The sequence below is a fragment of the Trichocoleus sp. FACHB-591 genome (assembly GCF_014695845.1).
Taxonomy (GTDB): Bacteria; Cyanobacteriota; Cyanobacteriia; order FACHB-46; family FACHB-46; genus Trichocoleus.
Genome location: NZ_JACJPA010000099.1, coordinates 1 through 21965, shown reverse-complemented (window position 1 = coordinate 21965; position 21965 = coordinate 1). Strand labels below are relative to the sequence as shown.

17 protein-coding genes and 1 rRNA gene are annotated in these 21965 nt (G+C 46.2%); 11 read left to right on the top strand and 7 right to left on the bottom strand.

The window, feature by feature from the left end:
* Positions 1 to 172: 172 nt before the first annotated feature.
* The 5 genes from H6F90_RS19465 to H6F90_RS19445 all read left to right on the top strand — a co-directional run bounded on the left by H6F90_RS19465 (position 173) and on the right by H6F90_RS19445 (position 5624).
* Positions 173 to 886 (top strand): hypothetical protein, encoded by a 714-nt coding sequence (locus tag H6F90_RS19465; protein ID WP_190553935.1) that lies wholly within the window; start codon positions 173 to 175, stop codon positions 884 to 886.
* A 54-nt stretch (positions 887 to 940) separates the two neighbouring features.
* Positions 941 to 1780, top strand: a complete 840-nt coding sequence (locus H6F90_RS19460; protein WP_190553986.1) for a uroporphyrinogen-III synthase — start codon at positions 941 to 943, stop codon at positions 1778 to 1780.
* Positions 1781 to 1841: 61 nt separating this feature from the next.
* Positions 1842 to 3770 (top strand): amino acid transporter, encoded by a 1929-nt coding sequence (locus tag H6F90_RS19455; protein ID WP_190553934.1) that lies wholly within the window; start codon positions 1842 to 1844, stop codon positions 3768 to 3770.
* A 19-nt stretch (positions 3771 to 3789) separates the two neighbouring features.
* The gene (gene ubiG, locus H6F90_RS19450) at positions 3790 to 4536 is read left to right on the top strand and encodes a bifunctional 2-polyprenyl-6-hydroxyphenol methylase/3-demethylubiquinol 3-O-methyltransferase UbiG (RefSeq protein ID WP_190553933.1); all 747 of its coding nucleotides are present in this window, start codon (positions 3790 to 3792) and stop codon (positions 4534 to 4536) included.
* Positions 4537 to 4646: 110 nt separating this feature from the next.
* The gene (locus H6F90_RS19445; protein ID WP_190553985.1) at positions 4647 to 5624 is read left to right on the top strand and encodes a D-glycerate dehydrogenase; all 978 of its coding nucleotides are present in this window, start codon (positions 4647 to 4649) and stop codon (positions 5622 to 5624) included.
* A gap of 7 nt (positions 5625 to 5631) precedes the next feature.
* Here the strand turns inward: H6F90_RS19445 and H6F90_RS19440 are convergent, their stop codons facing one another.
* On the bottom strand, positions 5632 to 6129 hold the full coding sequence (locus H6F90_RS19440; RefSeq protein ID WP_190553932.1) for a pentapeptide repeat-containing protein: 498 nt from the start codon (positions 6127 to 6129) through the stop codon (positions 5632 to 5634).
* Between the two features lie 105 nt (positions 6130 to 6234).
* Between H6F90_RS19440 and H6F90_RS19435 the strand changes: the two genes are divergently transcribed.
* The gene (locus tag H6F90_RS19435) at positions 6235 to 6588 is read left to right on the top strand and encodes a Spx/MgsR family RNA polymerase-binding regulatory protein (RefSeq protein ID WP_190553931.1); all 354 of its coding nucleotides are present in this window, start codon (positions 6235 to 6237) and stop codon (positions 6586 to 6588) included.
* A gap of 130 nt (positions 6589 to 6718) precedes the next feature.
* Here the strand turns inward: H6F90_RS19435 and H6F90_RS19430 are convergent, their stop codons facing one another.
* Positions 6719 to 7285, bottom strand: coding sequence for an HdeD family acid-resistance protein (locus tag H6F90_RS19430; RefSeq protein ID WP_190553930.1), 567 nt, complete (start codon positions 7283 to 7285; stop codon positions 6719 to 6721).
* A 131-nt stretch (positions 7286 to 7416) separates the two neighbouring features.
* Positions 7417 to 8940 carry an ATP-binding protein gene (locus H6F90_RS19425; protein ID WP_190553929.1) on the bottom strand — a complete coding sequence of 508 codons (1524 nt, stop codon included), beginning with the start codon at positions 8938 to 8940 and terminating at the stop codon, positions 7417 to 7419.
* Positions 8941 to 9168: 228 nt separating this feature from the next.
* Here H6F90_RS19425 and H6F90_RS19420 point away from each other — a divergent pair, with 228 nt between their 5' ends.
* Both H6F90_RS19420 and H6F90_RS19415 read left to right on the top strand, forming a co-directional pair.
* Positions 9169 to 15441, top strand: a complete 6273-nt coding sequence (locus H6F90_RS19420; protein ID WP_199296041.1) for a hybrid sensor histidine kinase/response regulator — start codon at positions 9169 to 9171, stop codon at positions 15439 to 15441.
* Between the two features lie 67 nt (positions 15442 to 15508).
* The gene (locus H6F90_RS19415) at positions 15509 to 15877 is read left to right on the top strand and encodes a DUF2237 family protein (protein ID WP_190553927.1); all 369 of its coding nucleotides are present in this window, start codon (positions 15509 to 15511) and stop codon (positions 15875 to 15877) included.
* A 32-nt stretch (positions 15878 to 15909) separates the two neighbouring features.
* Here the strand turns inward: H6F90_RS19415 and H6F90_RS19410 are convergent, their stop codons facing one another.
* On the bottom strand, positions 15910 to 17118 hold the full coding sequence (locus tag H6F90_RS19410; protein WP_190553926.1) for a hypothetical protein: 1209 nt from the start codon (positions 17116 to 17118) through the stop codon (positions 15910 to 15912).
* A gap of 204 nt (positions 17119 to 17322) precedes the next feature.
* Here H6F90_RS19410 and H6F90_RS19405 point away from each other — a divergent pair, with 204 nt between their 5' ends.
* The gene (locus tag H6F90_RS19405) at positions 17323 to 18831 is read left to right on the top strand and encodes a glycosyl hydrolase family 57 (RefSeq protein WP_190553925.1); all 1509 of its coding nucleotides are present in this window, start codon (positions 17323 to 17325) and stop codon (positions 18829 to 18831) included.
* A 26-nt stretch (positions 18832 to 18857) separates the two neighbouring features.
* Here the strand turns inward: H6F90_RS19405 and H6F90_RS19400 are convergent, their stop codons facing one another.
* Complete coding sequence (locus tag H6F90_RS19400; RefSeq protein ID WP_190553924.1) at positions 18858 to 19124, bottom strand: hypothetical protein; 267 nt, start codon at positions 19122 to 19124, stop codon at positions 18858 to 18860.
* Between the two features lie 666 nt (positions 19125 to 19790).
* Positions 19791 to 20393: a cysteine hydrolase family protein gene (locus H6F90_RS19395; RefSeq protein WP_190553923.1), complete on the bottom strand. Its 603-nt coding sequence runs from the start codon at positions 20391 to 20393 to the stop codon at positions 19791 to 19793.
* A gap of 331 nt (positions 20394 to 20724) precedes the next feature.
* Between H6F90_RS19395 and H6F90_RS19390 the strand changes: the two genes are divergently transcribed.
* Positions 20725 to 20916, top strand: coding sequence for a hypothetical protein (locus H6F90_RS19390; RefSeq protein ID WP_190441867.1), 192 nt, complete (start codon positions 20725 to 20727; stop codon positions 20914 to 20916).
* Between the two features lie 47 nt (positions 20917 to 20963).
* Here H6F90_RS19390 and H6F90_RS19385 read toward each other — a convergent pair whose 3' ends face one another.
* Positions 20964 to 21302: a hypothetical protein gene (locus tag H6F90_RS19385; protein WP_242024546.1), complete on the bottom strand. Its 339-nt coding sequence runs from the start codon at positions 21300 to 21302 to the stop codon at positions 20964 to 20966.
* 593 nt (positions 21303 to 21895) lie between these two features.
* Between H6F90_RS19385 and H6F90_RS19380 the strand changes: the two genes are divergently transcribed.
* Positions 21896 to 21965, top strand: a 16S ribosomal RNA gene (locus tag H6F90_RS19380); the annotation flags it as partial.

The window sequence follows — 21965 nt, the reverse complement described above, 5'->3', positions numbered from 1 at the left end:
AGCGTATATCCGTCATTTCCAGGAAATAAGTTGGATCTGGTAGACCTCCCTAAATCTCATTTCTATCTCAGACAAGAATCTGTAATGGATGCAACTTCAGTAGGAATCAGGTTTAGTCATCACTGCCACCTGCCCTAAGCTAGGACAAACTCTACGAGCAGGAGTTATAGCCATGACTGAACCAATTGTCCCCTCCAGAATCAGCAAAAAATCTTTAAGCTTTGCAGACTATTGTTCCTTAACTTTTTCAGGAATCATCTGTTTAATCAACATATTTTTTGTATATAAAGTTTTTCCTTTTTGGGGAATCTATGAACCCGTTGTTGGTGTCAGTTTTGCATTTACGCTTCTTTTTCTACTGGCACCCCTAATCCTGATCGATCTTCTGACAATAGCAAGACTACGTTGGAGAGTTAAAACCAGAAAAAACCAAGAGACCAAGAAGCCTTATAAAATAATGGTTTTTGTACTGTCAGCTTGCACAGCATTTGTGTTCATAGGAAACTTCCATAATATGAGCATGTCTTACCCCAAAAACAACTTCAACCAGTTTTTTAGGCAAAGGGAATATATTGTTCAATTAGTAGAATCTGGAAAACTAAAAGGCAATGGGAACTGTTTTCAGCTTGAATCTCAATCCCCTACAGAACCGATTAGCTGTATGGAGATAATAGAGCTACCCAATGCTTATGCAGGATTGTCGAGAAGTGGCAAGATTGAGCTTTTGAAGGAAGCAAACTCAATAAAGATTGTTTTTACCCATAGTACCTACGGTTTTGGAGACGGAAGAGCAACTTTTGTTTATTTTGAATCCGAAAAGGGTCAATCAAGTCTTCCTAATTCACGGGTTACACAACTGCGACCCAACTGGTTTTTGGCATCTTGAAATTTAGTTAATAGGGTTGTGCAAGCAAGTAATCAACGAGCACTACAATCGCTGATGTTACATCCCTCGGTTCAACTTCCTCTTCAAGGCAAACGCATTTTGCTCACGGCTCCGCGTATTTATGCGGCTCGGTTATCACAAGCTTTGATTGCTCAAGGAGCATTGCCGATTTTGATACCTGCGATCGAGACTTGCCATCTCTCGAACTTCACAGAGCTGTATGTAGCCTTTGAGTACATAGAACAGTATGACTGGATCGCCTTCACTAGCAGAAACGGCATTGAAGCATTTTTTGAGCAGATTCAATCGCTAGAGCTATCCTTTTCGCTGATTGAACATTGCAAAATTTGTGCGATCGGTAAGGATGTCGAAAAACTAACTGAATTTGGCCTCAAAGCTGATTTAATCCCTGACGAACCCAGCCCGCAAGGCGTTATTGCAGCGCTAGCCAAAATATCTGATATTGCAGGCCAAGCTGTTCTAGTGCCAGTGCCAGAAGTTGTGGGTGTGCCAGAGCCTGATGTAGTCCCCAACTTTGTCACCGACCTGCAACAGTTAGAGATGATCGTGCATCGGGTCCCCACCTATCTCACTCGCGCCGTTGACAAAGCACTATATACAGTAGAACTAGCCTTACTTAAGCAAGGTCAGATTGATGCGATCGCCTTTAGCAGCACTGCCGAAGTCAGCAGTTTTTTACAAATGGTGGAGTTCGAGGCAGATTGCCAAAATTGTGTGATCGCCTGCTTTGGGCCTTACACAGCCGCCAATGCCAAGAAGCTGGGTTTGTCAGTGCAGATTGTGGCAGCAGATTTTAGTTCCTTTGCTGGGTTTGCCGAGGCAATCGCTAGATTTTTTGTTGATCAAGCCCCAGAGAAGTTCAGTAAGAGCTAGGTTAAGCCAGCACTACTGCTTGCCATAAGCTAATAAAAGCTATGTAGCAGGAGTCGCGTTGATGGCTGGACCCATTATTCCACCCAGGCAGTACCACAAAAACCTCGGTCGCTGGTTACTGAACGACAATCGATCGGGGAAGGAAGGCCGACATTCTAGACACCCTTGGTGGCAAGTCATGTGCCTGACTGGGGTTGATTACTTCTCCACCTTGGGATATCAGCCCGGTATTGCTGCCCTAGCAGCAGGGTCGCTCTCTCCGTTAGCCACCTTAATTTTGGTGTTGCTAACTCTATTTGGCGCACTGCCCATTTATCGTCGGGTCGCAGCCACGAGTCCTCACGGAGAGGGATCGATTGCCATGCTAGAGCATTTGCTCTCTTGGTGGCAAGGCAAGCTGTTTGTGCTTTGCCTTCTGGGGTTTGTGGCCACTGATTTCATTATTACGATGACGCTTTCGGCAGCGGATGCCACAGCTCATATTGTCGAAAATCCTCTGGTCCCACACTTTTTGCATGGGCAAGCAGTTGGGATTACTCTAGTCTTGATCGCTTTGTTAGGCGCTGTATTCCTCAAAGGATTTCAAGAAGCGATCGGACTGGCTGTTTTTTTAGTCGCTACCTATCTACTGCTGAATTTAGTCACCATTGGCGTTGGGGCATACCAAATTCTGCAAAACCCAGTGGTCATTACCAACTGGCAAACAGGTTTACTCGCCAACCACGGCAACCCTCTCGCCATGCTGGCAATCTCTGCACTACTGTTTCCCAAGTTAGCCCTAGGATTATCAGGGTTTGAGACGGGTGTAGCCGTTATGCCCCTAGTAAAAGGTAGCGGCAGTGACGCTGAGAATCATCCTAGAGGGCGGATTCGTAACACCCATAAACTGCTGACGACTGCTGCAGTGATTATGAGCTTCTTTTTGATTACGAGTAGCTTAGTGACTACGCTCTTAATCCCTGCGGCAGAATTTCAAGCGGGTGGCAAAGCGAATGGCCGAGCCCTAGCTTATCTCGCCCACTTCTACCTCGGCGACATCTTTGGTACTGTTTACGACCTCAGCACGATCGCGATTCTTTGGTTCGCTGGGTCATCGGCAATGGCAGGACTGCTCAATATTGTGCCGCGCTACTTGCCGCGCTATGGCATGGCTCCCGACTGGGCTAGGGCATCTCGACCCTTGGTACTGGTTTACACAGCGATCGCCTTTGTCGTCACCATTTTGTTTAAGGCAAACGTGGAGGCTCAGGGAGGCGCTTATGCGACGGGTGTATTGGTGTTGATGAGTTCGGCGGCTTTTGCCGTGACTTTGGCGGCTCATCGGCGGCGATCGCAACGAGGCAGAATTATCTTTGGTACCATCACGTTTGTCTTCCTCTATACGACAATCGTTAACATCATTGAGCGCCCTGAAGGGATTCGGATTGCTGGCTTCTTTATTGGCACCATCATTGCCACTTCTTTGATCTCACGAGTTTGGCGCTCTACCGAGTTACGGGTCGAGAAGATTGTCATGGATGACGTCGCTCAGAGCTTTATTGCTCAGGAGAGCCAAGGAACGGTGAGGTTAATTGCCAATCGCCCGAATGAGAGCGATGTGCGTGAGTACTGCTTAAAAGAGCAAGAAGTACGGGACGACAACCATATTCCGCCCACTGACTCAATTCTGTTTCTCGAAATTCAAGTCTCAGATGCCTCGGAATTTACAGAAACTATTTGGGTACGAGGTGTGCAAGTAGGCGACTATCGCATTCTGCAAGCGAAGGGAGCAGCAGTACCAAATACTATTGCCGCTATCCTTTTATATATCCGTGACCAAACTGGTAAGCTACCTCATGCCTACTTTGGCTGGGCGGAGGGCAATCCGATTCAATACTTGCTACGCTTCATTTTGTTTGGCGAAGGAGATATTGCCGTTGTGACTCGTGAAGTGCTGCGTAAGGCCGAAAAAGATCCAGAGCAGCGTCCTGGAATTCATGTGGGTGGTTAAGGATTAGTTGGGAGGTTCTATGAGACAACCCAATGACTTGGCATTTTATGACCTGAGCGCAGACCAGTGGTGGAGCGAAACAGCTAAGATTTATGCGCTCCACCATCTGAATGCCCCTCGCTTTGAATATTTCGATCGCCATATTGCCCATTGGCAAGGCTTAAGCGTCTTAGATGTCGGATGTGGCGGTGGGTTTTCTTGCGAATTTCTGGCTCATCGGGGCGCGATCGTGTCAGGCATTGACCAATCTCGTAACTGTATTGCCAAAGCTCAGGAACATGCTCTCAGCAACCAATTAGCGATCGCCTACCAACACGGCTATGCCGAAGCGCTCCCCTATGCTGATCATGCTTTTGATGTGGTCGTTTGTGTGGATGTGTTGGAACATGTGGCTGATCTCAATCAGGCGATCGCAGAAATTCATCGCGTGCTGAAACCCGGAGGTACGTTCTGTTTCGACACCATCAATCGCACCTTGAAGTCAAAGCTGATCATGATTTGGCTGCTAGAAAACATCTTGCGAGAGATTCCAGCAGGCATTCATGATTGGCAAAAATTCATTTCGCCTCAAGACCTAACTGCTTTGATGCGATCGCACAGTTTTGAGGAGATCGAGATTAAGGGATTCAATATCTTTGGCGAAACAATGCTGGATAATCTAGCTGCCTATTGGCAATATCGCAAAACCCAGGGCTTCCAGATCAGCATCAATGAAGATACGTCGGTTATGTATATTGGCAAAGCGAAAAAGGCGATCGCTACTTAATTCAATCCTCAGTTGCGATCGTCTTTCAGCGCAAATATCTATATTTATTTGTCAATATCCAGACGAGCTTGGGCTAAGGCGCGAAGATGGACTGTATGTGGAGTTGAATGATGTCCCAGTTTAAAGTCTTAATCACGCGCCGCTTACCTACCACTTTAGAGAAGCTGGAAGCAATTGCGGAGATTGAAGTTTGGCCAGAGCGACAACCACCCACTTATGACGTGTTGCGAGAGAAGGTACAGGCGATCGATGGGCTGCTTTGTCTCCTGACCGATCAAATTGATCAAGCTTTGATCGCAGCCAATCCCGCTTTAAAGGTAATTAGCCAAATGGCGGTAGGTTTCGACAACATTGATATTGCTGCCGCCACCATCCACAAAATTCCAGTAGGCCATACCCCAGGAGTGCTAACCGATGCTACGGCAGATCTCACTTGGGCCTTGTTGATGGCAGCGGCGCGACGAGTGGTAGAGGGCGATCGCTTTACCCGCCAAGGGAAGTGGCAAACTTGGGAACCTGATTTGCTATTAGGGCCAAATGTTTCTGGCACGACTTTAGGGATTGTGGGGTTTGGGCGGATTGGTCAAGCCATGGCCCGCCGAGCCAAAGGTTTTGAGATGCGGATTCTTTATACAGATCCTCATCGAGCTGCGCCTGAGCTAGAGCAAGATTTAGGAGCAGAATTTGTCTCCTTTGAGCAACTTCTACAGGAAGCAGATTTTGTCACGATTCATACGGTGCTCTCGGCAGAAACGTATCATCTGTTTAGCGATCGCCAATTTGAGCAAATGCAGCGATCGGCAATTTTAATTAATACTGCCCGTGGGCCAATTGTCGATCCAGCAGCATTGTACCGAGCGCTGAGTGCAGAGCAGATTGCTGGGGCAGCTCTAGATGTCACCGACCCAGAGCCAATTCCCACCGATAGTCTTTTGTTGACGCTGGAGAACCTGATTATCACGCCGCATATTGGCAGCGCTAGTTGGCAAACTCGCAAACAAATGGCAGATATGGCGATCGCCAACTTAATAGCAGGACTCAAGGGCGATCGCCTGCCGCACTGCGTTAATCCTGAGGTGTACGGATAGCAGTTGCTTAGGAGCACTCCAAGGAATCGCGGGTATCTATCCCAGTCACAGGGTTGGTGCCACTAGCGGACTTGCACATTTCTAGCAGTTGATTGCGATCGAGCACCGCGAAGCTAAAATCAGCGCCTGTGATTTTGGCCCCCCGGAAATTGGTCTTTAGCAGCATGGCTGAAGTGAGCACTGCATCACTTAGGTCAACGCCCGAAAAGTCGCTGAGATAAGCAATCCCATTGCTAAAATCCGCCCCGTGAAAGTTAGCTTTCTTAGCGATAGAACCATTGAAAACGGCTCCTTGCAAGTTCGCATTGCTAAAATTGGCTTCTGCCAACTTGGCGTTACTAAATTCTGCCTTTGCTAAATCTTGGCCAGAAAAGTCTTTAATGACAGATTTCACATCATCGTAAGCTCGAATGGCTGCTGAGCTAGCGGCTTGAGTCGGTAGCGGCACCGTTACCAGAGCCAGCAGACATATCAAAATTCCTAAAAGAGGCCGAAGTACACGCATGAGGAATCAAAGAATTTAGTTGCTTACCGTCACTAAACTTAACATTTGATATACTACGCGCGATCGCTTTGATCAGTTTTTCGGGCAGAAACAGAGCTAACTGGCATGATTAAGGTTTACGGAATTCCTAACTGCACCACTTGCAAAAAAGCTTTCAAGTGGTTGGATGAGCACAGCATCGACTACGAGTTCATCAATACAAAAGAGCATCCTCCAGATCAGGCCAGCATTCAGGCGTGGGTGAACCAGCTAGGCGCGAAGCCAATGCGTAACACCTCCGGTCAGTCCTACCGAGCCTTGGGTGAAGAGAAAAGCACTTGGACCGAGGAGCAATGGATTGAGGCTTTTAGCCAAGATGCCATGCTGCTAAAGCGACCTTTGTTTGTCAAAGATGAGACAGCCGTATTAGTCGGTTTCAAAGATAAGGAGGAGGTGATTCGGGAAAAATTAGGGGTATAAAGCGATCGCTGGTTCTCTCTGATCGCTACTGAAAACGACAGGGGCAAGCATTTAAGCCATAGTCTAGGGTCTTGTTTTAGACCCAACGGCTGAATGCTCCGCCCCTACCTAGCTTGCGCTGATTTATGTTTTACGCAGAAGCAGTTTGATCAGAATGGCCAGCAGCACCAGAATTTATGGAGAGCATGATGCGGGAAATACCAGTGAAGAGAACGCTAACTCCCACTAAGGTACCGATCAGCCAAGGTGCATTGAAGGGCCACTGGAACCAAATCATGACGCCGAGCAGTAGAGTTACGACGCCGTTGGTCAATACCCAAGTCCAGTTTTCTTGGGGGCGGAGGCGGAACGCCAAAATTAGCTCAAATGTACCTTCAGTCAACAAGAAGCCACCTAACAACAGGGTCAGAGTCAAAACACCTGTCAGAGGGTTAGAGAACAGCATGACACCTGTAGCAACATAGAGCGCACTCAGCAGCAGTTTCCAAATAAAACCACCTTGGTTGCGGGTTTGAAAGGCGTAAGCCAATTTAGTCGCTCCAGCAGAAACCAGGATCAGCGAAACCCAACTCTCAGTCACAATGGTAGAGATTTGAGGCAAGGCGATCGCGGCAATGCCTAAAACAACAAGCAGGATACCAATCCAGAGCGATCGATTCATTTCTTTTTTAATTTCAGGAGAAACATTGGTGGTCATATAGGTTTTTTCCTTAAGCTTCAGCGGGATCTATGCTTAGGCTAGGGAATTTATGCAGAACTTTACACAGCCTTAAGATAGACCCTGCTGTACAAAAGATCAGGCAAGCGGAGAGCTACGGGCTAGGTAAGCTAAGCGATTGAAGCGCTCCTTAAGCTCGCTTCCTCTCTAGCTAATACTTTAGGTTGTAGCGAATCTACGCTCAGAGCCTGAGGAATTTCAATCCAGAATTCCGTACCTTTCCCAGGCTCTGAAAGACACTTTAGCTGACCACCATGTTTGTCCACCACAACGTGGTAACTAATAGACAAACCCAATCCGACTCCTTGGCCTGTGGGTTTAGTCGTGAAAAACGGATCAAAGATTTGGTGAATTACATCTTGAGGGATACCCATGCCATTATCGGCAATGCGGATCAGAAGGGCACTTTCTCCCTTTGTAGTTGCAGCCTTAAGTGCGGTGCGGATAGTAATGGTAGGAGGTTGCTTGGCTAACTCGGCGGCTGAGCGGTCCTGCCTTGCCTGATCTAAGGCATGAATGGCATTAGTTAACACATTCATAAAAACTTGGTTCAAGGGTCCGCTGTAGCATTCTGCAATCGGTAAATCGCCGTACTCTTTCACAACTCTAATCGGGGCCGCAGGAGCCTGGAGACGATGTTGCAGAATCAACAGGGTATCGTCTAGGCCGCGATGAATGTCGGTGAGTTCCTTTTGACTTCGATCCTTACCCGAAAAGTTTTGCAGCGATCGCACAATCTGATGAATCCGCCCTGTGCCCACTTCGATTGAAGCCAGGACTTTCTTCAAATCTTTCACGATAAAGTCAGCATCTAGTGCTTCGGCTCGACTTTGGGCTTCGGGGTCGAGTTGAGGGCAACGCTCTTGATAAATAGAGATTAGCTCTAGCAAATCTTCCGCGTACCGATGGATATGCGGCAAATTGCAGTGAATGAAAGTAACCGGATTATTAATTTCGTGGGCCACTCCCGCTACAAGTTGCCCTAACCCGGACATTTTTTCTGCCTGAACGAGTTGAGTTTGGGCTTGGCGCAACTCACGTAAGGTTTGGTTCAAGTGCTGATTGCTACGATGCAAAGCTTCGACAGTGCTCTCTAGCTTCGTAGAAGTCTGCTGTACTTTGGCTAAATTAATTCGTAGCTCCAATTGACTGATGACTTGCCGCCCCAGAGCTTGTAAGGCCTTGGCTTGCTCCTCGGTAAGTTGACGAGGTTCGCGATCGATTACACATAAAGTGCCCAGTGCATGGCCATCGGGTGTGACTAAAGGGGCTCCAGCATAAAACCGAATTTGCGGATCGGAGGTGACGAGCGGATTACTGGCAAAGCGATCGTCTTCTAGAGCGTTAGGCACTACAAACAACTCGTCCGGTTGCATAATAGTGTGGCTGCAAAACGCAATTTCCCTAGGAGTCTCGGTAGCAGTTACACCTACCTTAGACTTAAACCACTGTCGATGCGCGTCTACCAAGCTTACTAGAGCCATAGGAGTGCCACAAATATGAGCAGCCAGAGCTGTCAAATCATCAAACGCCTCTTCTGGAGCGGTATCAAGAATCTGGTAGCGGTGAAGCGCGTCCAGCCGATCGTTTTCATCAATCGGTAAGGGGAAGGACTCCGAGTTCAGCTCTGACATGCGTCATATCACGTAGTTATTCAGTGGTCAATGTATCTTAAAGAACATGCGCATGTCATCTGCCTTTAGATAGGCCACTAGTACAAGTTCAAGCCCCTAAAGAGCGATCGCTGTACATTTAGCCTGCTGAGAGCGAATAATCCTCAAGAAGTTTTGCAAGTAGCTCATGCCTTTCCCCCTGAGCTTAGGTCATCATGGATGCTAGTACGGCTGCGGGTACGACCAACCATGACTATTGCTGGCTACAAAATCCTAGAAGTGATTTATGAAGGCACTAATACTGTCATCTATCGGGCTTCTAAGCAGCCGAAGCATCGCTCTGTTATCATCAAAACCCTGAAAGCTGAGCATCCTTCAGTCGAGGAGCTGGCGACGCTGAGGCATGAGTTCAAAATTTTACAGTCCTTAGAGATTGATGGCGTTCTGAAGCCCATCGCTCTGGAGAATTACCACAACGGGCTAGCCTTGATCCTGCCGGATTTTTCTGGGCAATCCCTGAGTGAATATTTCAATGAATATTGCGATTGCCAAGCATTGGACTTAACCCAGTTTTTGCAGATTGCGGTGCAACTGGCAGAAATTTTGGCTCAACTACATCAACAACACATTCTGCACAAGGATATTAAACCCCAAAATATCCTGATTCATCCTGAGACTAAGCAAGTCAAAATCATTGATTTCAGTATTGCTTCTCGTCTATCTAGAGAAAACCAAGTCGCAAACCAGCTCAATTTGCTCGAAGGCAGTCTCGCTTATATGTCTCCAGAGCAAACGGGAAGGATGAATCGCGCCATTGACTACCGAGCCGATTTTTACTCTCTAGGCGTTACCTTCTACGAACTGCTCACAGGCCAGCTACCTTACCAAGGTACAGATCCCCTAGAGCTAATTCATTGCCACATTGCTAAAGCTCCTATCTCTCCAAGGGAGATCAATTCAGCAATTCCTCCAGCGATCGCTGACATTGTGATGAAGTTGCTTGCCAAGACGGCTGAGGAGCGTTATCAAAGTGGCTTGGGGCTGAAGGCCGATCTAGAAACTTGCCTCCAACAGTTACAAACCTCTGGTGAGATTGCCCCGTTCAAAATTGGAGAATTGGATTCATTTAGTCAATTTTCGATTCCCCAAAAGCTATATGGGCGCGATCGAGAAGTTGGCTTATTAATGGATGCTTTTGCTCGCATCGCTTGCCCGAAAGATAACCAGGCTAGAGCCGAAATGATGTTGGTCAGCGGTTATTCTGGGATTGGCAAATCTTCTTTGGTAAACGAAGTCCATAAACCGATCGCAGAACAGCGAGGATACTTTATCTCCGGAAAGTTTGATCAATTCAAGCGCAATATCCCCTACGCTTCTCTGATTCGAGCTTTGCAAGAGTTGATCCAGCAAATTCTCACGGAAAGTGATGAGAAGATCCGAGTGTGGCGAACCAGGTTATCTGAAGCTTTAGGAGGCAATGCTCAAGTCATTATTGATGTAATTCCAGAAGTAGTCCGCATTATGGGGCCACAACCTCCGGTTCCTGAACTAGGTCCGGCGGAATTACAGAATCGTTTCCACCGAGTATTCAAACAGTTTATCCGGGTATTCAGCCAAGCCGAGCATCCTCTAGTTGTGTTTCTCGATGATCTGCAATGGGCGGATTTGCCTTCCTTAAACCTACTGGAGTCCATTATCAGCGACCCCAGCACTCAGTATTTGTTGCTAATTGGAGCCTATCGCGACAATGAGGTTAGCGCCACTCATCCCTTGATGCATACCCTTAAGCAAATTCAACAGGCTGGAGCCAGCATTAATCAAATCATTCTCCAACCTTTGACTGCGAGCCATGTGAATCGATTGGTGGCGGATACTTTACGCACCACCCCGGATGAGATTGCAGCTTTAGCCGCATTGATTTTTGAAAAAACCCAAGGCAATCCCTTCTTTTCAACTCAGCTCTTAAGATCGCTTTATCAAGAAAACTTAGTCTGCTTTAACTTCGAGCAAAACTGCTGGAAATGGGATATTGCTGCTCTGCAAAACATTGAGATTACTGAAAATGTCGTAGAGCTGATGATTAGTCAAATTCAAAGACTGGCGGAGCCAACCCAAGATGCTTTAAAGCTAGCTGCTTGCATTGGCAATGAATTTACCCTAGATGTTTTAGCGATCGCTCATCAAAAATCCGAGATAGAAACAGCGGCAGATTTGTGGCCAGCTCTAGAAGCAAGCTTAGTTTCTCCACTCAATAGCTTCTACAAAATCCCTCTGGCTTACAGCTCGGATGCAATAGATGGGGTGTTAGAGGAAACTAATAGCTCCAATCCTGCAACTGCTTTAACTACTTCAGATGCAACTGTTTATAAGTTTCTGCATGACCGAGTGCAGCAAGCGGCTTATTCTCTCATTCCAGAGTCTCAAAAACAGAGAACTCACTTAAAGATTGGTCAGTTACTACTGCAAAATTCAACCCCTGAGGAGCAAAAAGAAAATATTTTTGCTTTGGTTAATCAACTCAACTATGGCATCAATTTGCTTAGTGCAGAGACAGAAAAATATGAGTTGGCTGCCCTTAATTTAATTGCCGGACAGAAGGCAAAAGCATCGGCTGCCTATGAATCTGCCATTCGTTATTTAAATACGGGTTTGGGATTGTTGGCAACAAATAGCTGGCAAAATCAGTATGAATTATCTTTAGCTCTTTATGAAGCAGCTACAGAAACTGCTTACCTCAACGGCAACTTTGCACAGATGCAGGAATGGGCCACTACTGTCCTGCAAAAAGCTAAAGCTCCCACTGACAAAATGAAGGTTTATGAAGTTAGAATTCAAGCTTGCATGGCCCAAGTTCAACCGCTTGAAGCCGTCAAAATAGGATTGCAAGCCTTGGAACTATTAGGGGTAAAGTTACCTGAATCACCTACCCCCTCTAACATTGAGCAGATGCTGGCTAAAACTACTACTAGTTTGACTGGTAGAAATATTGAAGACTTGATCAATCTGCCTTTAATGACAGAAGTAGATAAGCTAGCTGCTATACGCATGCTTACAAGTATGGGTTCTCCTACTTATCAAGCAGCACCCGCCCTCTTTCCATTAGTTACCTGCGAACAGGTTATTCTATCGATTCAATATGGTAATGCACCTTTTTCCAGTTATGGATATGTTTGTTATAGCGTCCTCCTCAATGGAGTATTTTCAGATATCGAATCGGCTTATAAATTCGGTAGATTAGCTTTAAGTTTGGTAGAACGTTTCAACACTTTAGAACTAAAAACAAGCATATTTTTTATTGCGGGAGCTTGCACAATACATGGCAAGGTTCATGTTAAAGAAACTCTACAACTGCTCCAAGATGCTTACTTGCACGGGTTAGAGAACGGACAGTTTGAGTATGGTTGCTATGCTGCCATGCAGAGATGCCAACATTTATACTTCGTTGGTCAAGAACTGCCGAAGTTAGAACAGGAAATGGTAACTCTTAGTGCTGCTTTTGCCCAGCTCAATCAGGAAAATACCCTCGCCTGGAATCAAATATTTCAACAGTCAGTTTGCAACTTACTTCAACCTGCGACAAATTCCTATCGTTTAGTTGGTGAAGTGTATGACGAAGATTACTCCTTGCCCCTGCTTCAGAAGGCCAATTCTAGGACTACTCTCCACTACTTTTATCTCAATAAGCTGATTCTTTGTTATTTATTTGGAGAATACCAAAAAGCTCTGGAGAATGCCGATTTAGCCGAACAGTATTTAGATGGAGTACGAGCATTTCTAGTAGTACCAGTCTGTCATTTTTATGATTCTTTGGCACAACTCAGCATTTATCCATCAGCATCGCCGGCTCAACAAGCCCACCTTTTGAGCAAAGTAGATAGTAATCAGGAGAAGATGCGTAACTGGGCCGCTCATGCTCCAATGAACTTTCAGCATAAATATGAGCTAGTAGAGGCAGAAAAAGCGCGAGTTTTAGGGCAAGTTGCTGAGGCTAGAGAGTTATATGATCAGGCGATCGCTGGAGCTAAAGAACATGGATATCTGCAAGAAGAAGCGCTGGCAAATGAGCGAGCCGCAGAGTTCTACTTTTCACTGGGTCGGAATAAGTTTGCTCAGGAATACTTAAGCGAATCCTACTATGGCTATGTACGCTGGGGGGCGATCGCTAAAGTTAAACACCTAGAAGCAAAATATATAGATGTTTTCGCTCGTACCCAGCAGCGAGGTAGCTCCCAACTGACTAAACAGCAAACTCATCGCTCTACCAGTGGTGATCATACTCAAACACTAGATTTAGCCACTATCCTCAAGGCATCTCAGGTACTTTCTAGTGAGATTGTTTTGACGAGGCTGCTAGAGAAACTCATGCAGATTGTGATGGAAAATGCGGGTGCAGAACTAGGATTATTACTGCTAGAACAAGCAGGAGAGTTAGAGGTTGCAGCCTTTGGCAGCACTAGCAGAGATGTTTTGGCATGGCAGTCACAGATCACAACCGCAATTGAAGATCCAGTCACCCAGTATCCCTACCCTACCTCAATCATCAACTATGTTGCTAGAACCCATGAACCTGTCGTGCTCAATGATGCGGGCTGTGAAGGATCTTTTACCTCGGATGCATATATTAGAAAATATCAACCTAAGTCAGTTTTATGTGCACCAATTCTGCATCAAGGCAAGCTAACTGGGACTCTTTATTTAGAAAACAATCTAACGACTGGAGCCTTTACTTCAGAACGCTTAGAAGTTTTACAGTTACTTGCTTCCCAAGCCGCCATTTCGATTGAGAATGCTCGTCTTTACGCTGACTTGGAAGAAGCGAATCGGACTTTAGAAGCTAAAGTTGAGGAACGAACTTTAGACTTGCAGCAGGAAATTCGCGATCGCCAACGGGCAGAAGAAGTAGCTGAGGCTGCTAGTCGGGCCAAAAGCGAGTTTCTCGCAAACATGAGCCATGAACTGAGAACCCCGCTCAATGGCATTTTAGGATATGCTCAGATTCTCAAGAAGAACAAAGCTTTAACAGAGCCGCAAAAGAATGGTTTGAGCGTGATTCATCAATGTGGAGAGCATCTACTGATGTTGATCAACGACGTCTTAGACCTTTCCAAAATTGAAGCTCGCAAGATGGAACTCTACTTCAGTGATGTCTTGTTCTCAGAGTTTTTGGCAGGAGTTGTAGAGATTTGCCGCATTCGAGCTGAGCAAAAGGGAATATTATTCACCTACAAACCGCTTCCTCCCCTCCCCCGCTTGGTGCGAATGGATGAGAAGCGTTTGCGGCAAGTTCTGATTAACTTATTAGGGAATGCAATTAAATTTACGGAAAACGGTGGCGTAACCTTTAAAGTTGGCTATGTCAGCAGTTTTTCATCTTCAGCTTTAGGTAACGAATTACTCCCTCCAACCGCAAATATTTCATCCAACACTCCATTGGCTGCGGCTAAGTTGAACAGTTTCCAGGTGCCAAATGCCACCACACTCCGCTTTCTGATCGAAGACACGGGCATTGGGATCACCCCCGCCCACCTCCAAGAGATCTTTCTGCCATTTCGCCAAGTTAGCGAACACTATCGCCAAACCGAGGGAACAGGCTTGGGCCTCTCAATTAGCCGTCAACTGGTACAGCTCATGGGGAGTGACATTCAAGTACAAAGTGCGCCTGGGCAGGGAAGCAGTTTTTGGATTGATCTGGATCTCACTGAAGCTTCTCACTTATCTGATGCTACTCGCTGCGATCGCAGTATTTGTGGATATAAAGGCGATCGGCGAAAAATTATGGTGGTAGATGACAAAGAGGACAATCGTTTAGTGCTAATCAACCTGCTACGACCGTTAGGATTTCAGGTATTGGAAGAGACCAATGGCCGGGAGGGTTTGCGTAAAGCGTATGAGTTTGAGCCAGATGTCATTTTGATGGATTTGGTCATGCCTGGCATGGATGGGTTTGAAGCGACTCGCCAAATTCGTCTGTCTCCAGTTCTCCAACACATTGTGGTCATTGCCACTTCAGCCAGCATCTTTGCGATGGATCGACAGCAGAGCCAGGAAGTAGGTTGCAATGATTTTCTGCCCAAGCCGATTCGTGAAGCAGAGCTACTGGAGCGTCTAAGCCATCACCTAAAACTAGAATGGATTTACGAGGAAGCTGAGGGCGAGAGCTTAGCATCGGGTCTTGAAACTAGAGATATTCTTCAGGAAACAGAACAGAACCCATCGACAAATATTTCTGATATTCCTGATCCTAGTCGGCAGGCGATCGCAGCAGGATCTCTTTCTCACTCTTCCGCAGAAGCAAATGACAGCCCTTCTGCATCCCTAGTAGCTCCCTCTGCTGAAGAAATTGCAGCTTTATTGCACTTAGCGATGATGGGCGATCTGAAAGCCCTAACGGAGAGAACAGCTAGATTAGAACTGCTCGATCCGCAATTCTTACCTTTTGCAACCCATCTCCGCCAGTTAGCTAGAGGTTTCAAAATGCGACAAATCATAGAATTTATTAAGCAATTTCAACAACCTCAATAGCACTCCACCTCAAATCCGCCTAAACTGGTAACCTAAGCAATCAGAGATTTTAGAGAGCCGGAGTAGCATGACAGAAGCACGCAACGTACTAGGTGGAACCCTCGAAACTTGCTGCACCTCACCCATGACTGGATACTACCGAGATGGCAAGTGCAATACAGGTGGTGGCGATTTTGGAGCCCATGTAGTTTGTGCCCAAATGACTGAAGAGTTTTTGGCCTTTACTAAGGATCAAGGTAACGATCTGAGCACGCCAGTTCCAGCTTTTGAGTTTCCAGGTTTGCAGCCTGGCGATCGCTGGTGTTTGTGTGCCTCCCGCTGGAAGGAAGCTTTAGATGCAGGCATGGCTCCTCCTGTTGTTTTAGCTGCCACCCATGCCTCAGCCTTGGAATATGCTTCTCTAAGCGAACTAAAGCAACATGCCAGCGATCGCTAGCTGCACTGTTTAGCTAGCTGTACTGTTTTAGGCTACGCCAAAAGCTTACCAATCGCAGAGCGCAACCAAGACTCGTAGCGATAAAGCAAAAAGGCGAGAATAGGAGCCGTGATACAGCCTGCTATTAGGCATCCCACGATAGTTGCGAGATCCGCATTAAAGTACTCACTGGCTAGGATTACCAAATCGTTGTCAATGATTCCGCCCTTACCTTCGTCGTACCAAGACTGAAAATCTAAATCGTAAAGCAACTGCCATGAGAACTGGAGATCGCTAAACAAGGTAAAGAAACCCAGCATGGCATAGATAGTGCGATCGCCATCCATACGACGAAAGTAACCACTTATTGATAAATAAAGACAAATAAAAATAGCCAAAACCTCCATGCCATGCCCCATAAAGGTTGACAAAATGAGATTCCAATCGGTAAGTAGGCAGAAGCTATAAAGCCCTGCCAACCCAACCAGAACACCTTGCAGGCGAGGATAAACCCGACAAAGCCAGATTGAATAGGCGATCGCCAAATAAATCAGCCCTAGAATTAGCCAAGATTGCTCAAAGCTCAGGGTGATTCCACCTCCGAAGGCGAAATCAATCATCGGAATGGCAGGACGACCAAATAACCAGTGAGTCAAAGCATGCCCTACCTCATGCACCATGACCAAAAATCCCCGAAATAGTAGCTTCAGCGGACTGAGGATAAACAAGATCACTGCCAATCCCAATCCTGTTAAGACTGCACCCCAACCTTCAACTGTTACAGCTTGAGGTTGATGCTTAGTTAATGAGCGAGAAGGGCTTTGTCTACGGGTACTGTAGAAAACTAGCTTTCCTTTTTTAGTGGCAGATGGCTGCTGTAAACAGGGTGAGGTCTGGCTTTCATTTTGTTCAAAATCTCCTTGCTTAGTGAGTTCTCGGTCTTGCAGTGTTGGTTGAATACTAGATGGCTGCTGGGGCTGCTGAAGTCGTATTTCTTTTTGCCAGCTAAACATTTTTGCCCCTGTTTCCCGACCATACACTTCAACTCTTTCTAGCGATTCTGGTTGGATATGTGACATCACCTGTTGCATCAAGGTCATGGCAGCTAGTGGCTCTGGCGTTGGAGTCGCCTCTAGTAGCACTTGTAAGCAGTTACCCCTGAGATTCACCTTGACAGCAGTTGCCTGTTTCTCAAAAGCTCGATTTAATAAAGTGGCGATCGCTCTACCATCACCTTGCTTAGCTAATTGCACGAGTTCCAAGGCTGACTCCTAGTCTGACTAGTAAAATCAATAACTGAGCGTGTCAAGCACACTACCAGTATTGGCTATGAGATGTAGAGTTCCCAATTTGTGACTACTCTTTGCCAGCCCTACTGTAGCGACAAATTCAATTGGGTTAAGACGATTTCTACTGGAATGAGTCACAATTGAAAGCGATCGCAAAATCAGCATGAAGGAAGTTCTGTGTCTACACAAATTTCGGCTTCCCCTCTTCCCACCTTGACAGAAATTAGATCAGGTCTGCCCAACATCTGTGGTTGGGAGACAGAGATCAATACAGTGGTGAACCACAATCAACCTATTTTCTCACCTCAGACCAATCTCCAACTAGCAGACATTACAGCAGGATTTGCTTGTGCGCTGCATATGCACCAACCCACAATTCCGGCAGGAGCCAATGGTACCCTGATCAGCAACCTGCAATATATGTTTGAGCATCCTGGGGAAGGAGATAACCATAATGCTGATCCTTTTACTTGGTGTTACAGCCGCATGGGAGAGTTTATCCCTCAACTCGTAGCCGAAGGATGCCATCCTCGGATGATGCTCGATTATTCGGGTAATCTATTGTGGGGGCTGCGCCAACTCGGGCGTGAGGATGTCTTAAATAATCTGAAACGGCTCGCTTGTGACCCCCAATATCAGCCTTATGTGGAGTGGTTAGGCACCATGTGGAGTCACGCTGTGATTCCTTCTACTCCCATCCCAGATATCAAACTGCATATCCAAGCTTGGCAACAGCACTTTGCAGCCATCTTTGGCTATGACGCTCTAAGGCGGGTAAAAGGTTTCTCGCCACCAGAAATGCATCTACCCAATCACCCAGATACGCTATATGAATACATCAAAGCGCTCAAAGAATGTGGCTATCGTTGGCTGATGGTGCAAGAACATTCTGTCGAAAACATAGATGGTTCTGGGTTACAACATGATCAGAAATATATCCCTAACCGATTGGTTGCCCAGAATTGTCATGGGGAAACGATTAGCATTACTGCCCTAATTAAAACTCAAGGCTCAGATACCAAGCTAGTCGGCCAAATGCAGCCTTATTACGAAGCCAAAGGACTCAGCCACCAGCAAATTGGCGATGTTACGGTGCCCTCCCTCGTTACCCAAATTGCTGACGGGGAAAATGGTGGTGTGATGATGAATGAGTTTCCTCAAGCTTTCTTTAAAGCTTGTCATGAAGCACGCGGGCAAGGTGGGGGCAGATCTGGCACAGTTGCTCTAAATGGTACTGAGTACTTAGAACTGATTGAAGCAGCGGGTGCTAGTCCGGAAGAATATCCTATTTGCCAAGCTGTCAATCAACACAAAATTTGGCAACGAGTTGATCCAGACAAAGCCACACCTGAAGCAGTGGAGAAAGCGATCGCCGAACTCAAAGCTACCGACCACCAATTCCACATGGACGGAGCTTCCTGGACCAATCACTTAAGTTGGGTCAATGGCTACGAAAATGTTTTAGACCCCATGAGAAAACTCAGCGCACTGTTTCACGAGAAATATGATCGCCTAGTAGAGCAGGATAGTTCAGTGACGCAGCGATCGGACTATCAAGAAGCGTTACTCTACAATTTGCTCTTACAAACTAGCTGTTTCCGTTACTGGGGCCAAGGAACTTGGACAGATTACGCTCGTGAGCTGTATCAGCGAGGTGAGGCATCGCTGTTAGCTCGTACTTCATAGCTGATGCAACTCAACATTGACACTTGTTAAACCGATACAACAAACTGGACGAGTGAATCTTCCAAGAGTGAGTATTCTTGGCAAGTAATGAAGTTGTCACTACTCCAATCGTCAATAACTTGTAGCAGCCCTCGAACTGCAAGATCCCGCTGGATCAGATCTGTAGCAGCATCCCAAGCAGCATTGGCGGTTGGAAAAGTTCCAATTTGAATCGTACAAATATGGTGATACCAAACGCTAATCCATCCGCCATCTTTTTGCATTAGCTCAATGGTTTGTCCTAAGTATTCCATAATACAAAACCAAGTTACAGCTAGGGGTTAGAGGATACTTAATACTTTCTTAAGTGTAGCGATCGACCCTATCTTTCCTCTTCTGCCAAAGGGAAAATCAAGCGATTGCAAGCATCCCCCTTAAGGAACGACTCAAACTTCAGCAGTCCAAATTTCCTATCTCTCTTCAGTTTTTTGTACCTTCTTACTTAGTCCTGTGGCAGGATGTAGTTTTTTGAAGACACAGACACCATGACTAAATAAATTAGTTTAAGCGGTGTAAATTATGAGCGCTGGAAAAAAACCTGCTTTTCAATTCGGTCTCAGCATCATTCTGGGAGTTCTGACTATTATCGCCATCTCCTCAGCTTCCTATCTAGGACTCATGAACTTCTAAATTCTGACCATCATTAAACCTAAACGGCGATCGCAGCGATGTTTTTAGCTCTGATCGCTGTTTTTGTTTCGAAGCGCTACCGTGGAGGACTTCACGACACCGCCTCGACTCTGCCATGATCAGCAAGAAGTAGGTTCGAGTGTCCCATCCATGAATAGCGATCTAATGATTTTCCTCGCTAGTGTTGGTATTTTAGCGTTGTACTTGGTTTTTTCCGCCTTCACCGAAATGGGCACTAAGCTGCCTTGGAAAAAGTAACTTGTAAAGTACTACTTCCTAACTAACGAGTTTTAGCCCCAGAGCTGAGTGACTTCTGTAGCAGTTGAAATATAGGCAAAAACATCACTCATACAGAGTAAGGCTGCTGTATAGTGGTCTATCGTAACCCCTGCGATCGCATCCCGTGGCACAATTACTCGATAGTCTAGGTTTCGTGCCGTGAAGACTGTGCTCATGACACAAACATGAGCCGTAACTCCACAACAAACTAAATTTTCAATCTTTTGCGATCGCAGCAATAGATCTAGCTCGGTGCCCATAAAGCAGTCGTATCGGCGCTTATTTAAAATACGGTAATCTTGCGGCTGTACATCCAAGCCATCTGTAAGCTCACAACCTGGCGTTCCTTCTAGGCAATGCACTGGGTCATATTCCAGTTCAATCCCATAGTCACTTTTGTCAGGCCGATGCATCTCATGGGTAAAAATAATGGGCACAGTATGTTGCCTAGCCCAACTGATTAAGCGATTAATTACTGGAACTAGTTCTCGCCCTCCTGGTGTTTCCTGCACAGCCCCCGCATCTACAAAATCCCGCTCCATATCAATGACGAGTAGCGCCGTATTGTTAGGCTGAATCTTCTGAGTTGGAAACGAGCGAACAAGGGGTTCCATCTACTGCAACTAAAAATCCTAAATTTCTACCTAATGCTAACTTTCCAATTTCACACTCGTCAGTTACACAGCTAAAATTGAAGTTTGAAAAAAGCTGAGCCAGTGTAATGAGAGCTAAGAGGGCGATCGCATCCTTATCGGACCTAAGTTCACAAACCTCAACGTTAGCCAATGCCATCTTGACGGGAAAATCTAAACTTTGTAGAACATTCGGTAAAAATACGAAGATTACGTTGCCTAGATGTTCTCAACTCCGTGTCTTATCGATGGTCAGAACCAACATTTTGCGTCACGCTTACGAATATTATTGACGCAAGATGAAACTATAACTATGGCTAACGTACCTGACACTATCAGCCCCAGAACTCTGTTTTGGTTGTGGTATGACCGGGTACCTCTAGAGCAAAAAACCAAAGCTGCTAGTGACTTCAATCGTTTCGTGAAGCGCGCAGAGTTGGAGGCCAGCCTGCATTTGCCCTCCTTTCAAATGCTAAAATCTCATGCTCACGAGGAACAGCGTTAATTTAACCAGCATCCAATTTTCCCTAGTCATTTCGCGATCGGAGTCACCTAAAATCTCAGCCCGACTTGCCCGTTTACCCCTCGAACCGAGTTGTAACCTGCTCCAACAAACAAATTGTCAGAAGCATCAACTTGTACACCGCCGGAATAAGCAACGCCTTTGTCTTCGGAGTACAGCCCCAAACCCACATAAGGCGAGACGACAGGCAAGTTCACAAACTTAAGTACATCTACACCAGTAGCACCATCTGGCCCAGCTCCTAGTTCTACACCTAGTCCGATCGCTTTAGCACCTATGGAGAAAGTTGGGTCATTGTCTTTAACTCCCACCGAAACCCAAGGTCGAGGTACTAGTTGGCTGGCTGCTGGCTTAGGTACATATTGCATCACCAGTATCAGAGATGTTATTAAAGTTTTCTTCATCAACCTAAATTTCACAAAGGATACTCCTAGGCAATTCCATCTCAGCTCAGCAGTCGTAAAGCATGCAAGTCAGTTAACTCTACGCGTGCCACAATCCAAAACTAACGGTTAATTGACAAGGTCGCTATCACTGCACTTCAGTATACAGAAGCCCATGAGGCAGTGGCAGAACGCTAAAAGTAAATTCTCGATTTTGCTGTTTCTTGATTTTGCTGTTTAGTGAGTGGCGTAGGTAAAACAAGGGCTTGTGTTGAAGGCATTTCCTGCCCTTCGAAAAACTTTTCCTCCAACCCTTGACAACCCCGTGTGGACTTCGTTATATTGGCTAAGCGGTCGAGAGAGAAGGGGCGCGGAAGCGCACCGAATCAGTCGGCCCCCGCACCTAGAAAAGAGAATAGTTTGAAAGCCAAGATAGCACCCAATCCTCGTCAAAGTAAATGGGTCTTTTGAATTTCGGTTGATTCCGGTTCAGGGACAAGAGGATAACAAGTGCTACTGACTGCTTAGCTTGTTAGTTAAGGGTCAATAGTATTTTCGAGCCTAAGAACTCATCTAATAACATGGAGAGTTTGATCCTGGCTCAGGATGAACGCTGGCGGTATGCTTAACACATGCAAGTCGAACGGA

Coding starts and splice junctions, on each gene's coding strand:
- H6F90_RS19465 (WP_190553935.1), top strand. CDS start 173: ATGACTGAACCAATTGTCCCCTCCAGAATCAGCAAAAAATCTTTAAGC.
- H6F90_RS19460 (WP_190553986.1), top strand. CDS start 941: ATGTTACATCCCTCGGTTCAACTTCCTCTTCAAGGCAAACGCATTTTG.
- H6F90_RS19455 (WP_190553934.1), top strand. CDS start 1,842: ATGGCTGGACCCATTATTCCACCCAGGCAGTACCACAAAAACCTCGGT.
- ubiG (WP_190553933.1), top strand. CDS start 3,790: ATGAGACAACCCAATGACTTGGCATTTTATGACCTGAGCGCAGACCAG.
- H6F90_RS19445 (WP_190553985.1), top strand. CDS start 4,647: ATGTCCCAGTTTAAAGTCTTAATCACGCGCCGCTTACCTACCACTTTA.
- H6F90_RS19440 (WP_190553932.1), bottom strand. CDS start 6,129: ATGCGTGTACTTCGGCCTCTTTTAGGAATTTTGATATGTCTGCTGGCT.
- H6F90_RS19435 (WP_190553931.1), top strand. CDS start 6,235: ATGATTAAGGTTTACGGAATTCCTAACTGCACCACTTGCAAAAAAGCT.
- H6F90_RS19430 (WP_190553930.1), bottom strand. CDS start 7,285: ATGACCACCAATGTTTCTCCTGAAATTAAAAAAGAAATGAATCGATCG.
- H6F90_RS19425 (WP_190553929.1), bottom strand. CDS start 8,940: ATGTCAGAGCTGAACTCGGAGTCCTTCCCCTTACCGATTGATGAAAAC.
- H6F90_RS19420 (WP_199296041.1), top strand. CDS start 9,169: ATGACTATTGCTGGCTACAAAATCCTAGAAGTGATTTATGAAGGCACT.
- H6F90_RS19415 (WP_190553927.1), top strand. CDS start 15,509: ATGACAGAAGCACGCAACGTACTAGGTGGAACCCTCGAAACTTGCTGC.
- H6F90_RS19400 (WP_190553924.1), bottom strand. CDS start 19,124: ATGGAATACTTAGGACAAACCATTGAGCTAATGCAAAAAGATGGCGGA.
- H6F90_RS19395 (WP_190553923.1), bottom strand. CDS start 20,393: ATGGAACCCCTTGTTCGCTCGTTTCCAACTCAGAAGATTCAGCCTAAC.
- H6F90_RS19390 (WP_190441867.1), top strand. CDS start 20,725: ATGGCTAACGTACCTGACACTATCAGCCCCAGAACTCTGTTTTGGTTG.
- H6F90_RS19385 (WP_242024546.1), bottom strand. CDS start 21,302: ATGCAATATGTACCTAAGCCAGCAGCCAGCCAACTAGTACCTCGACCT.